The organism is Pseudarthrobacter sp. SSS035 (genome assembly GCF_023273875.1).
GTDB lineage: Bacteria > Actinomycetota > Actinomycetes > Actinomycetales > Micrococcaceae > Arthrobacter.
This window is the reverse complement of the sequence record NZ_CP096882.1, coordinates 179,218-191,600: the sequence shown is the minus strand read 5'-3', so window position 1 is coordinate 191,600 and position 12,383 is coordinate 179,218. Positions and strand designations below refer to the sequence as shown.

The 12,383-nt window shown below is 65.0% G+C and carries 10 protein-coding genes; all 10 read left to right on the top strand.

Annotated elements, in window-relative coordinates:
* The first annotated feature begins 101 nt into the window (after window positions 1-101).
* The 10 genes from dinB to murD all read left to right on the top strand — a co-directional run bounded on the left by dinB (window position 102) and on the right by murD (window position 12,381).
* Window positions 102-1,259 carry a DNA polymerase IV gene (gene dinB, locus MUN23_RS00890; RefSeq protein WP_371876022.1) on the top strand — a complete coding sequence of 386 codons (1,158 nt, stop codon included), beginning with the start codon at window positions 102-104 and terminating at the stop codon, window positions 1,257-1,259.
* A 264-nt stretch (window positions 1,260-1,523) separates the two neighbouring features.
* Window positions 1,524-1,898 carry a DUF3040 domain-containing protein gene (locus tag MUN23_RS00885; protein WP_056342262.1) on the top strand — a complete coding sequence of 125 codons (375 nt, stop codon included), beginning with the start codon at window positions 1,524-1,526 and terminating at the stop codon, window positions 1,896-1,898.
* A 464-nt stretch (window positions 1,899-2,362) separates the two neighbouring features.
* Window positions 2,363-2,791, top strand: a complete 429-nt coding sequence (mraZ, locus tag MUN23_RS00880) for a division/cell wall cluster transcriptional repressor MraZ (RefSeq protein ID WP_058929387.1) — start codon at window positions 2,363-2,365, stop codon at window positions 2,789-2,791.
* A 168-nt stretch (window positions 2,792-2,959) separates the two neighbouring features.
* Window positions 2,960-3,952, top strand: a complete 993-nt coding sequence (gene rsmH, locus MUN23_RS00875) for a 16S rRNA (cytosine(1402)-N(4))-methyltransferase RsmH (RefSeq protein ID WP_248761667.1) — start codon at window positions 2,960-2,962, stop codon at window positions 3,950-3,952.
* Window positions 3,949-4,644, top strand: a complete 696-nt coding sequence (locus MUN23_RS00870) for a hypothetical protein (protein ID WP_248761666.1) — start codon at window positions 3,949-3,951, stop codon at window positions 4,642-4,644. Before rsmH ends, MUN23_RS00870 begins: the two co-directional genes overlap by 4 nt.
* Window positions 4,645-4,706: 62 nt before the next feature.
* On the top strand, window positions 4,707-6,503 hold the full coding sequence (locus MUN23_RS00865) for a penicillin-binding protein 2 (RefSeq protein ID WP_248761665.1): 1,797 nt from the start codon (window positions 4,707-4,709) through the stop codon (window positions 6,501-6,503).
* A gap of 90 nt (window positions 6,504-6,593) precedes the next feature.
* Window positions 6,594-8,243 (top strand): UDP-N-acetylmuramoyl-L-alanyl-D-glutamate--2,6-diaminopimelate ligase, encoded by a 1,650-nt coding sequence (locus tag MUN23_RS00860; protein WP_248761664.1) that lies wholly within the window; start codon window positions 6,594-6,596, stop codon window positions 8,241-8,243.
* 6 nt (window positions 8,244-8,249) lie between these two features.
* Window positions 8,250-9,716: a UDP-N-acetylmuramoyl-tripeptide--D-alanyl-D-alanine ligase gene (murF, locus tag MUN23_RS00855; RefSeq protein WP_248761663.1), complete on the top strand. Its 1,467-nt coding sequence runs from the start codon at window positions 8,250-8,252 to the stop codon at window positions 9,714-9,716.
* Complete coding sequence (gene mraY / locus MUN23_RS00850) at window positions 9,713-10,822, top strand: phospho-N-acetylmuramoyl-pentapeptide-transferase (protein ID WP_248761662.1); 1,110 nt, start codon at window positions 9,713-9,715, stop codon at window positions 10,820-10,822. Before murF ends, mraY begins: the two co-directional genes overlap by 4 nt.
* Complete coding sequence (gene murD / locus MUN23_RS00845) at window positions 10,804-12,381, top strand: UDP-N-acetylmuramoyl-L-alanine--D-glutamate ligase (RefSeq protein WP_248761661.1); 1,578 nt, start codon at window positions 10,804-10,806, stop codon at window positions 12,379-12,381. The genes mraY and murD overlap by 19 nt, the downstream gene beginning before the upstream one ends.
* Window positions 12,382-12,383: the final 2 nt, after the last annotated feature.

The following is a 12,383-nucleotide window of genomic DNA, read 5'->3' as shown; positions in this document are numbered from 1 at the left end:
CAGTTTAGTCAGTACCAACCGATACAATTGCCGGTGTGGGGCCTGAGCGGAACAACCAGTACACCGAAGCGGGTCTTCGTGAGCTCCGGCGTAACTGCATCATGCACGTGGACATGGACGCCTACTTCGTCTCCGTGGAGCTTCGCACGCGGCCGGAACTCCGCGGCAAACCGGTGATCGTTGGATTTCCCGCGGACCGCTCAGTGGTCCTCTCGGCGTCGTATGAAGCACGCGCGTTCGGGGTGAAGTCCGCCATGCCCATGGTGGTCGCGGCCAGGATGTGCCCCAAAGCGGTCATCATTGAACCGCGCCACAAGCTGTACTACGAGGTTTCCGCCCAGCTGATGGAGATTTTCGAGTCCATCACCGATCTCGTGGAACCGCTGAGTGTGGACGAAGCCTTCCTGGACGTCGGCGGCGCCATCCGCCGGTTGGGACCCCCGCGCGTCATCGGTGAATTGATCCGGGGCCGGGTGGCTGCCGAACTGGGCATTACGGCCTCCGTGGGCATTGCAGCCAGTAAGTTCGTGGCCAAGATTGCTTCCACGCGTTGCAAGCCGGACGGGCTGTTGCTGATTGGACCCGACGAGACAGTGCCCTACCTCCACAGCCTGCCCGTCGGCGCCTTGTGGGGAATCGGCGCGAAGACTGCGGACGTCCTTGCCCGGATGGGCATCCGGACGGTGGCGGACGTGGCGGCCACGCCGGTGTCCTCCCTCAAGAAAATGCTGGGTGCCACCGGTGAGCACGTGTACCGGTTGTCGTGGGGGATCGATCCGCGGCCCGTGACCCCCGTGAGGCTCGAGAAGAGCATCGGAGCTGAGGAGACGTTCGCCGTGGATACGGGCGATGACGCGCTGATCGCCCGGGAATTGCTGCGGCTTTCCCACCGGACGGCAGGACGGCTGCGGAGTTCGGGGATGGTTGCACGGACGGTGGCGTTGAAACTCCGCTACGCCGACTTCTCCACCATCACGAGGAGCCGCACTGTGCACACACCCGTGGACAGCGCCCAACTGATTTATGCCGTGGCCATCCAGCTCCTGGAATCATTGGGGAGCCGTCCCATGACCGTGCGGCTTGTTGGCATCCGGGCCGAGCAGCTCGAAGACACCGCCCACACGTCCCTTCAGCTGAGCCTTGACCGCCGGGATGACAACTGGCGGGCAGCAGAACAGGCCCTGGACGAGGTCAGCCGAAAATTCGGAAGCAAATCCGTCCTCCCCGCCAGTCTGCTGGATTCCGGAAACGGGTCTTAGCAGGGCGCCGGCACCTTGCCTGCAAGTTTCAGGGAGGTGATGGCCGTCTTTCAGAACGGCCCCCGACAAACTATCCTTATATGTACATAGTTTTCAGTTATTGCCGGACTTCTTGGACATGCTGCAGTTCCAATGGCCCGCATGCCGGTGTTCGCCTTCCGCCATCGTCGGCGGGGCGGGAACCTCCCGGGCATGTCGGTCGTTATCGGAGCAGTAGTACGGGATGGGACCAGCCCGGACGTTGGCCTACTTAAGGAGGTCGTGATGCCGCTCTCGGAGCACGAACAGAAGCTGCTGGAGCAGCTGGAGAAGCAGCTGCACGAGGACGATCCGAAGTTCGCGAATTCCATGGGTTCGGACCCTGGGCGAACGTGGTCCACCCGTCACATCGTGATTGGGGTGCTCTGCGCCCTCGCGGGGATCGCCCTGCTCCTGGTCGGCGTTACAGTCCAGAACATCTTCGTGGGTGTCCTGGGCTTCGTGGTTATGGGCGCGGGTGTGTACTTCGCCACAATGCGTAACGCGTCCGGCGGCAAGCAGCGCTCCGCACCTGGCACTGGTAAGTCCGGGAAGCCACGGAGTTCCTTTATGTCCAGCCTGGAAGAACGCTGGGACGAGCGTCGCCGCGACGAATCCTAAAGCAGCGCCTGCAGGAACGGTTCCACGGCGATAGGCCGTGCCGTCCTCCACTTCCCTCCCCTCGGTCAGGATGACCGCAGCAGAAGACCCGCCCCGGCGGGTCTTCTGCTTTTAACCCGGAGGCAGGTAGCGCCAGGGGTCTGCTTGAGCGCTCAAACCGGCACCTACTCCTACGTGGTTGGGGCGCCCGGGGACCGCGGATCCGCCGCCGGCGTCAGATGAGAGCCCGACGGCGGCCTGGCACGGCCGTCGGGCAGTTATGGTTCGCGCCGAAACGGCGCCGGGCCCTCCACTTCCATCCACCGCCCGCTCCCGCGCCATTTGGGGGACAAAGGCCTGAAATGGGGGAATATTGGCCTGATTTGCGTTGACTGTGGTGGAAAGTGGAGTAATGTGGAGGGCATAAGAGGGTAGTTGCAACACAGGGGATGTGCAGTTCCTGACGGCAGACAGGCGGTGGGCCAGTGTTTCTGGGCACACATTCGCCACGTCTGGACGAAAAGGGCCGAATTATCCTCCCTGCGAAGTTCCGTGAGGAGCTTGCCAGCGGGCTTGTTCTCACCAGGGGACAGGAACGTTGCATCTACGTCTTCAGTGAGCAGGAATTTGCACGTGTCCACGAGCAAATGCGGGAGGCGCCCATTTCCTCCAAGCAGGCCCGGGACTATATCCGCGTCTTTCTCTCTGGAGCCTCGGACGAGGTACCTGACAAGCAGGGGCGCATAACCATTCCGGCCGCGCTCCGGGAGTACGCAGGCCTCGGCAGGGAACTGGCCGTTATCGGTGCAGGAACCCGGGCCGAGATCTGGGATGCCCAGGCCTGGAACGAGTACCTCGCGGAGAAGGAAACCGCCTTCTCCGAAACCGACGACGCCATTCCGGGGATCCTGTGATCACCTGAACGGCCCGGCGGACGCTTCTTGAACGAGATCTCCAGCCGCCCATCGGACAGTCAACCTGGCTCACTTCCCCGGAGCCAGGCCGGCAGGTCGATAGGCGCGGATGGGGATCTGGCTCAAGAAGCAGCACTACCAACACCCACGGCAGGAAAGGACGAAGGCATGAACGATGACCCGAAGCCAACGTCCGAACGCCATGTGCCGGTCCTCAAGGACCGGTGCATCAATTTGTTGGCCCCCGGCTTCGAAGCTGCCCGCCTCCGAGGTGAGACCCCCATCGCGATTGACGCGACCCTCGGCATGGGCGGCCACTCCGAAGCCATGCTGGAGCGTTTCCCGGATTTGCACCTGATCGGCATCGACCGTGATGAGGAAGCCCTGGCACTGTCAGGGGAGCGGCTGGCGCCTTTCGCTTCCCGGACTGACCTGGTCCACGCCGTCTACGACGAAATCGCCGACGTCCTCGAAGACCTGGGCGTGGCACAGGTTCATGGCATCCTGATGGACCTGGGCGTTTCATCCCTGCAGCTGGACGAGCGTGAGCGAGGCTTCGCCTATTCCTTTGACGCTCCGCTGGACATGCGGATGGACACCAGCCGCGGGCAGACCGCAGCAGATGTGGTCAACAACTACAGCGAAGAGGATCTCGTCAGGATCATCCGGAAGTGGGGCGAGGAGAAGTTCGCCGGCCGGATCGCCAACAGGATTGTCGCGGCGAGGACAGTTAAGCCTTTCGCCACCACCGGGGAACTCGTGGAACAGATCCGCTCCGTGGTGCCGGCGGCAGCCGCCAAATCGGGCGGCCACCCGGCCAAACGGACGTTCCAGGCACTTCGGATTGAAGTGAACGAGGAACTCGACGTGCTGGAGCGCGCTGTTCCTGCCGCCGTGGCAGCAACGGCCCTGGGCGGACGCATCGTGGTGATGTCTTACCACTCCCTCGAGGACAAAATCGTCAAATCAGTTTTCCAGGCTGGCTCCAAATCCTCCGCGCCGCTCGGATTTCCGGTGGAGCTTGAGGAACACAAGGCGTTCCTCAAATCCCTGACCAAGGGCACCGAGGTTCCCACCGCCGTCGAGATTGCAGAAAATCCGCGCGCAGCCTCCGCCAGGCTGCGGGCCGTGGAACGTATCAGAGCCAGGAGAGAAGCATGAGCACTGCCGCCGTCAAGAACTTTCCGGTCGTCTCCGGCAGCAGCGCCCCGGCGATCAGGTCGCTTCCTTCTGGCACCGGCCGCAGGGAACGCACACCCCTGTCTGTGGTGCGTTCCGCCCCCAAGAAGCGCCGTGCGCCGTTTGTGGTGATGTGTTTCGCCCTGCTCGCTGTTGCGCTCGTAGCCGTGCTGGTCCTGAACATCTCAGTCTCTACCTCCCAGTACCAACTGGTGGAACTGAGGGGTAAGCAAAGCACTCTGACCAAGCAGAACCAGGACCTGACACAGCAGGTCCAAAACTTCGAGGCGCCCCAGAACCTGGCGGCAAAGGCCTCAGACCTGGGCATGGTGGCTTCGACCGTCAAAGGCCAGATCGACCTCTCCACCCTTGCCGTCACGGGCAAGGCAACTCCGGCGGTGAAGGGTGGCGCGGCTGGATCGGTTATCCCTGCTCCAGCCGTAGAGGGAGTGCTCACCGTGGTTCCCCCGGCAACGAAGTGGGAGCCGCTGACGAACCGTAAACCGGCTGCCGAGGAACGGGCCCCTGCTGCGGCCCCTGCACCGGCCCGTGCAGCGGCGCCTGCCGCTGCAGCACCGCCGGCCGAAGCGCCCGCACCACGGGCACGTGCCGTGGAGCTCCACGGCGGTTCGGTTCCAGCACCCGAACAGAAGGTGCCGGGGTCTAACCGGTAGCCGCTGAAGGACAGCCAGTCAGGTAATAAACAGGCATCAAGGCGAGCAGCAAGGGAATCACGGTGGCGCAGAGGACGGGCAAGGCAAAAAGCGGCAAGGCCCCTAACGCCACCAAGCGGCTGCGCCTCGGCCTGGGCATTATGCTGACGCTGCTATTAGTGGTGGGCGGCAAGCTCTTTTTCGTCCAAGGGCTCGACGTCGGCGGGATGGCCGCAGCTGCGCTCGATTACCGGATGCGCGAGACTTCCCTCCCCGCCGAACGCGGCAGCATCCTTGGCGCCAACGGGACGGTCCTGGCCAACAGTGTGATCCGCTACAACATTGTGGTGGACCAAACCACCAACACGAAGACAGAGAAGTTCTGGCGCCTGGAGGAGGGCGTGGACAAACTCGTTGAAGTCAGCCGGGAGCAGGGCATCAGCGAACTCGCGGCTGTCCTGGGCATGGACGCTGACGAACTCAGGAACGCCGTGACGGGCGAATCGAAGTACCACATCGTCGCTAAGGACCTGAAGCCGGACGTTGAGCTCAGGGTCTCGGATCTCAGTATTCCCGGCATCGTCACTGAGGGCGTCAGTAAACGCGTGTACCCCAACGGTTCCGTGGCCGGCGGCATTATCGGCTTCCTCCAGGACGGCAACACGGGCCAGGCGGGGATCGAGCAGACCCAGGATGGGCTGCTGCGCGGGAAGGACGGCAAGCGGCTCTTCGAGATCGGTGCCGACGGTCTCCGGATTCCGGTCGGCGTGGATGAGCTGACACCGCCCGAGGACGGCAAGGACGTCAAGCTCACGCTCAATTCCGATCTCCAGTATTTCGCCCAGCAGGCCATTCAGAGCCAGTCAGACAAACAGGGCGCCGAGTGGGGTGTCATCACCGTGATGGATGCCAAGACCGGTGACATTGTCGCGATGGCGGACACTAATGCCCCGGATCCGAACGATCCCGGACGGGTGGCCGCCAAGGACCGCGGCGTGCGCTCCGTGACCGCGGCGTATGAGCCCGGCTCGGTACAGAAGATGATCACGGCCGCGGCCTTGATTGAAGAAGGAAAATCCAGCCCCCTGGATACGTTCACTCTCGGACCGTCGTACACCGTGGACGGCCAGACCTTCACAGACGCCTTTACCCATGGCACCGAAGAGCGCACGCTCGCCGGAATCCTGGGCTGGTCAATGAACACCGGCACCGTGGCGGCCGGGTCGCGGCTGACCAAGGAACAACGGTACGACTGGCTTAAGAAATTCGGCATCGGCGAAGCCCCGGACATTGGGTTGCCGGCTACGGCCTCCGGCATTCTCACACCGGCGGACCAGTGGGACGGCCGCCAGGAATACACGGTGCTGTTCGGGCAGGGCGTATCGCAGTCCACCCTGCAGACGGTCCGAGCCTTCCAGACGATCGCCAACAACGGTGTGATGCTCCAGCCGCGCCTGATTGACGCCTACGTTTCACCGGACGGAACAGAGGAGAAAGTCGCTCCGCAGCCTTCCCGCCAGGTGGTGTCGGACGGCACCGCGCAGCAGGTCCAGGACATCCTGGAAAGCGCGGTGACCGAAGGCCAGATCAAGGACGCCGCGATCGACGGATACCGGGTGGGGGCCAAGACCGGAACGTCGGAGGCGCCGTGCGAGAACGGTACGTCCGGCTTCTGCGGCTACACCGCTTCAATTGTGGGGATGGCACCGATGGATGATCCCCGGTTTATTGTTGAGGTGGTGCTGCAGCGGCCCAAGGGCAATATCTACGGCATTACGCAGGGGCCCGTGTTCCGTTCGGTCATGAGCCAGGCGCTGCGCACTTACAACGTCCAGCCGTCCACGGGTGAACCGGCCAGGCTGCCGCAGTACGCCAAGTAGCATCAAGCCAGGCAGCAGTTTCCCCCAACGCCCGCAGCGGAAGCAGTCTCCCGCGGGCATGATCCACTAGCACCACCATCGGAGATTCCCTTGTCAGAGCAGAACGCATCAGCCAGCAACGCGGGGCCGGCAGGGGAACCGGCCCCCGCGCGGTTCCGGCCTACGGCAGTTGCTGCCGTCAGCCTGGACACGATCGGCGACGCGATCGGTGTGCAGGTCCCGGGCGCCTCCGCTGCCATCAGCGTCACGGGAATTTCACTGAACTCGCGAACCGTGGAGCAGGGCGACCTGTATGTGGCGCTGCCTGGTGCTTCCCGCCATGGCGCAGACTTCGTGTCGCAGGCGGTCGGCAGGGGAGCGGTGGCCGTCCTGACCGACGACGCCGGCGCACGCCTTCTCGCGCTGTCTGCGGATACCGCCGAAGCATCGGTGCCGGTGCTTGTGGTGGACGGACCGCGCAACGTGGTGGGGCCGCTGTCCGCCATGATCTACCAGAGCCAGCCAGCAGCCGGGCGGACGCCGCGCTTGTACGGTGTGACGGGAACCAACGGCAAGACCACCACCACGTACTTCATCAACGCCTTGCTCCGTGCGCTCGGGCAGCAGACCGGCCTGATCGGAACCATCGAAATCCTGGCGGGCGGAGAACCGGTTCCCAGCCTCCTGACCACGCCTGAGTCACCGGATCTCCACGGCTTGCTCGCCCTCATGCGGGAACGGGGACTGGACGCCGCGTCCATGGAAGTCTCCTCCCACGCCGTATCCTTCCAGCGGGTGGACGGTGTGCTCTTCGACGTTGCCGGTTTCACGAACCTGACGCAGGACCATCTGGACCTGCACGGGACCATGGAGGACTACTTCGCCACAAAGGCGGAGCTGTTCACGCCCGGCCGTGCCCTTAAGGCTGTTGTAACGGTCGACGACGAATGGGGCCGCAGGCTTGCGGCCACGGCAGGGATCCCGGTCACCACCCTCTCGATGACACCCGGCGGAGCTCCCACCGACTGGACCGTAACGTCCACCTCCGCGCGTGGGCTGGGTACGGGCTTCAGCCTGCAGGGACCCGACGGCGTTACCCTGAATGTCCACACCGGCCTGCCGGGCACTTTCAACGTGGCCAACGCCGCGCTGGCCACGGTAATGGTCCTGGCCAGCGGGATGGAATCCGCCACCGTGCAGGCCGCCCTGGACCACCACGACCCCTTCACTGTCGCGGTACCGGGACGGATGCAGCTCGTCTCCGACGAACCGGCGGCCGTCGTGGACTTCGCCCACAACACTGATGCCCTGGCACGGGCACTGGAAGCGGTCAGGTCGCCGCTGCCCGGCTCCCGGGTGATCGTCGTTTTCGGAGCCACCGGACAGCGCGACCAGGGCAAGCGTCCCGCCATGGGCGCCGTCGCCGCAAAGTTGGCCGACATCGTCATCGTCACGGATGACGACCCCCACGACGAGGACCCTGCGGCCATCAGGGCAGATGTGCTGGCGGGCGCACGGTCAGCGCGCGAACAGGAGTCTCCGGAGTGTGTCATCGAAGAGGTTTATCCCCGCGACGCCGCCATCCGGCGCGCCGTGGAACTGGCCGGTCCGGCCGACACCATTCTGGTGGCCGGCCGCGGCCATGAGGTCTGGCAGGAAGTCAAGGGCGTCAATCTTGCACTGGACGACCGTGTGGAACTGCGGAACGCCTTGACAGCCAGGGGATTCACCGTTCTCCGAGACGACCGGATAGAGTCCTAGACCGAGATGATTGCACTTACTGCGGCGGAAATCGCCGATATCACACACGGACGCCTGGACGCCGATCCGGGGATCACGCCCCTTTCGGTGGTCACCGATTCGCGCGAGGCTGCCGCCGGGTCGCTATACGTGGCGAAACCTGGCGAGCACGCTGATGGCCACGACTTCGTTGCCGCCGCCTTCAGCCGCGGTGCGGTGCTGGTCCTCGCCGAGCGCCCCGTAACGGGCCCGGACGGCGTCAACTATCCGGCCGTCCTGGTAGAGGATGCCGTGCTGGCCATGGGCGCGCTGGCCGCCGAAGCGGTCCGTCGGATCCGCCTGGCCCGGTCTGCCGCAGGCGACCCCCTGACCGTCATCGGGATCACCGGTTCCGCCGGGAAGACCACCACGAAGGACCTCCTCGCCGGCATCCTCACCCAGCAGGGCGTCACCGTTGCCCCGCAGGGGTCCTACAACGGCGAGGTGGGCGTACCGCTCACCGTCTTCCGCGCCGACACCCAAACGCGGTACCTGGTGATCGAGATGGGTGCCACAGGCATCGGGCACATCCGCTACCTGGCCGGCATGGTCAGGCCTGACATCGGCGTCGTCCTCGGCATCGGCACTGCCCACGCCGGGGAGTTCGGCGGCGTGGACAACATTGCCCAGGCCAAGGGCGAACTGGTGGAGGCCCTCGCCGCCGGCGGCACCGCCGTCATCAACCTCGACGACGACCGCGTCGCTGCCATGCGCAGCCGCACCGGCGCCACCGTGCTGGGCTTCTCGGCCGAAGGACGCCCTGACGCGACCGTTCGGGCCGAGAATCCGGACACAAACGCTGGGGGCAACCCGGAATTCGAGCTCGTCCTGCCCGGCGCCGAAACAGGCCTGCACGTCAGCAGCCGCCTCATCGGCGCCCACCACACCGGCAACCTCCTCGCCGCAGCAGCGGCCGCGCACGCGGCCGGAGTGTCCGGCAAGGACATCGCCGCATCGCTGAGCACACAGTCAGCAGCCAGCCGTTGGCGGATGGAACGCACTGAACGTGCTGACGGCGTGACCATCATCAACGACGCCTACAACGCCAACCCGGAGTCCATGCGGGCGGCCCTGCGCACGCTGGCCGACCTTGGCCGCGGACGGCGCACCTGGGCCGTCCTGGGCGCCATGCTGGAACTGGGACCCGATTCCATCCGTGAACACACCGTTGTGGGCACCCAGGTGGTCCGCCTGAACATTTCCCGGCTGGTCGTCGTCGGCCGCGAAGCCCGCGCACTCTACGTTTCCGCCGTCCAGGAGGGTTCCTGGGGCGACGAATGCGTCTTTGCCGAAACCGCCGAGGACGCCTATGCGCTCCTGAACGCCGAGCTTGAGCCCGGCGACCTGGTGCTTTTCAAGTCGTCCAACAGCGTTGGACTGCGGCACCTGGGCGATCGGATAGCATTACCCCCACAATCCACCGAACCCACCGATGAAGGGAGCGAGCTGCTGTGATTGCACTACTTATCGGCGCAGGACTTGCCCTGCTGTTTGCCTTGGTGGGAACGCCGCTGTTTATCCGCTTGCTTGTCCGCAAGAGCTACGGCCAATTCATCCGTGATGACGGACCCACGTCCCACCACACCAAACGCGGCACTCCCACCATGGGCGGCACCGTGGTGGTGGGCGCGGTCCTGCTCAGCTACGGGCTGACCCACCTGATTATGTGGATGATGAACCCCGCCTCGGCAGGCCCCTCCGCCTCCGCCCTGATCCTGCTCTTCCTGATGGTCGGCATGGGGCTGGTGGGCTTCCTGGACGATTTCATCAAGATCTCCCGCCAGCGGAGCCTTGGCCTGGACGCGAAGGCCAAGCTCATCCTCCAGGCCGCGGTGGGCATAGCCTTCGCCATCCTGGCCCTGAACTTTCCCGACCCGGACGGCCTGACGCCGGCCTCGACCAAAATCTCCCTGGTCCGCGACATTCCCTGGCTGGACCTGGCCTTCGCCGGCACGGTGGTCGGCGCAATCCTCTTTGTCCTCTGGTCCAACCTGATCGTCACGGCGGCGACGAACGGCGTAAACCTGACGGACGGCCTGGACGGTCTCGCTGCCGGTGCCTCGGTCATGGTCTTCGGTGCCTACACGCTGATGGGCATCTGGCAGAACAACCAGGCCTGCGGCTCGCCGCGGGAAGCCGGCAGCGGCTGCTACTCCGTCCGCGACCCCCTGGACCTGGCGCTCCTGGCAGCCATCCTGAGCGCCGCCCTCGTGGGATTCCTCTGGTGGAACACCTCCCCGGCCAAGATCTTTATGGGTGACACCGGGTCATTGGCCATCGGCGGCGCGATCGCCGGCTTCGCCATCCTGTCGCGGACGGAACTGCTGCTGGGAATCATCGGCGGCCTGTTCGTCCTGATTACCCTGTCCGTGATCATCCAGGTGGGCTACTTCAAAGCAACCGGCGGTAAACGCGTCTTCAAGATGGCACCGCTGCAGCACCACTTCGAACTCAAGGGCTGGGCAGAAGTCACGGTGGTGGTCCGGTTCTGGATCCTGGGCGGTCTCTTCGTGGCCGTGGGCCTGGGTGTCTTCTACGCTGAATGGGTTGTGCTCCTGTGACTGTTTCTCCCCGCCTGCAAGACCTGGTCAGTTGGGATTCTGACTGGGCAGGGCTGCGCGTTGCAGTCACCGGCATCGGAGTGTCCGGGTTCGCCGCGGCAGATACCCTCATCGAACTCGGTGCCCGGGTGGTGGTGGTTGATGCCGCCACGTCCGAGACGGCTGAGGCTCAGGCCGACACCCTGAAGATCGTCGGCGCCGTGGACGTGCTCCTGGGCGAGGAAGCCGTCAACAGGATCCCCAAGATCGATGGCAGCTTCCCCGACCTCATCGTGACCTCCCCGGGTTGGCGGCCTGACCAGGCGCTCCTGGCGGCCGCTGCGCGCGCCCACATTCCGGTCTGGGGCGACGTCGAGCTTGCTTGGCGCCTGCGGGTCCGGGCCGGGCACAAGACCGCTGACTGGCTGACCATCACCGGCACCAACGGCAAGACCACCACGGTGGGCCTGACGGCGTCGATGCTGCAGGCCGCCGGCCTGAAGGCCATCGCGGTCGGCAATGTGGGCACCCCCATCCTGGACGCCCTCCGCGACCCCGTGGAATACGACGTCTTCGCGGTTGAACTATCCAGCTTCCAGCTGCATTGGGCTGAAACGCTGTCGCCGGTGGCCAGCGTCTGCCTGAACGTGGCTGAGGACCACGTTGACTGGCACGGTTCCTACAATTCCTACCTCGCGGACAAGGCCAAGGTCTATGCGCGGACCCAGAAGGCCTGCATCTTCAACGCGGAACAGATCGAGACCGAACGGATGGTTGAGGACGCTGACGTTGTGGAGGGCTGCCGGGCCGTCGGCTTCACCACACTCACGCCGGCCATCAGCATGCTCGGCGTGGTGGAGGGCCTGCTCGTGGACCGCGCGTTTATCGAGGAACGCAGGGACAGCGCCGCCGAGCTGGCATCGATGACCGACCTGGGGCAGGTTGCACCCCGGCACATGGTGGCGAACGCCCTGGCGGCTGCGGCCCTGGTCCGGGCCTACGGTGTGGATGCGAAGGCCGTGCGCCAGGGAATCCAGGACTACGTGCCGGGCAACCACCGCATCCAGCCGGTCGCCAAGCAGAACGGCGTGCTCTGGGTCAACGATTCCAAGGCCACCAACCCGCACGCAGCAGCCGCGTCACTGGCCACCTTTGAAAACGTCATCTGGATCGCCGGCGGCCTGTCCAAGGGCGTCAGCTACGACCACCTGGTCCGGGACCACGCCGCCCGGCTCAAGGCTGTGGTACTCATCGGTACGGACACCGCCGCGCTTGCGGAGGCCTTGCAGCGACACGCGCCGGATGTCCCCGTGATCACGACGCCGCCGGGCGACACTGAAAATATGCAGACTGCCGCAACGGGCGGAGCCACCACGGACAGCTCGCCGGATTCCGGTGCGGCCGTGATGTCCCGGGCCGTTGCGTCAGCGGCGCAGCTGGCGGCATCAGGCGACACCGTGCTGATGGCCCCGGCAGCTGCTTCCATGGATCAGTTCTCTTCCTATGCTCACCGCGGCGACGCCTTTATTGAAGCTGTCCGCGAGCTGGTGGAAGGGCAGGCCCAGACCGGCGAGGAGTAACA

Excerpts from the sequence above, each read along its gene's own strand:
- MUN23_RS00870 (WP_248761666.1), top strand. The coding sequence starts at position 3,949 with ATGAGCACTGCCGCCGTCAAGAACTTTCCGGTCGTCTCCGGCAGCAGC.
- dinB (WP_371876022.1), top strand. The coding sequence starts at position 102 with ATGCACGTGGACATGGACGCCTACTTCGTCTCCGTGGAGCTTCGCACG.
- murF (WP_248761663.1), top strand. The coding sequence starts at position 8,250 with ATGATTGCACTTACTGCGGCGGAAATCGCCGATATCACACACGGACGC.
- rsmH (WP_248761667.1), top strand. The coding sequence starts at position 2,960 with ATGAACGATGACCCGAAGCCAACGTCCGAACGCCATGTGCCGGTCCTC.
- murD (WP_248761661.1), top strand. The coding sequence starts at position 10,804 with ATGGGTTGTGCTCCTGTGACTGTTTCTCCCCGCCTGCAAGACCTGGTC.
- MUN23_RS00885 (WP_056342262.1), top strand. The coding sequence starts at position 1,524 with ATGCCGCTCTCGGAGCACGAACAGAAGCTGCTGGAGCAGCTGGAGAAG.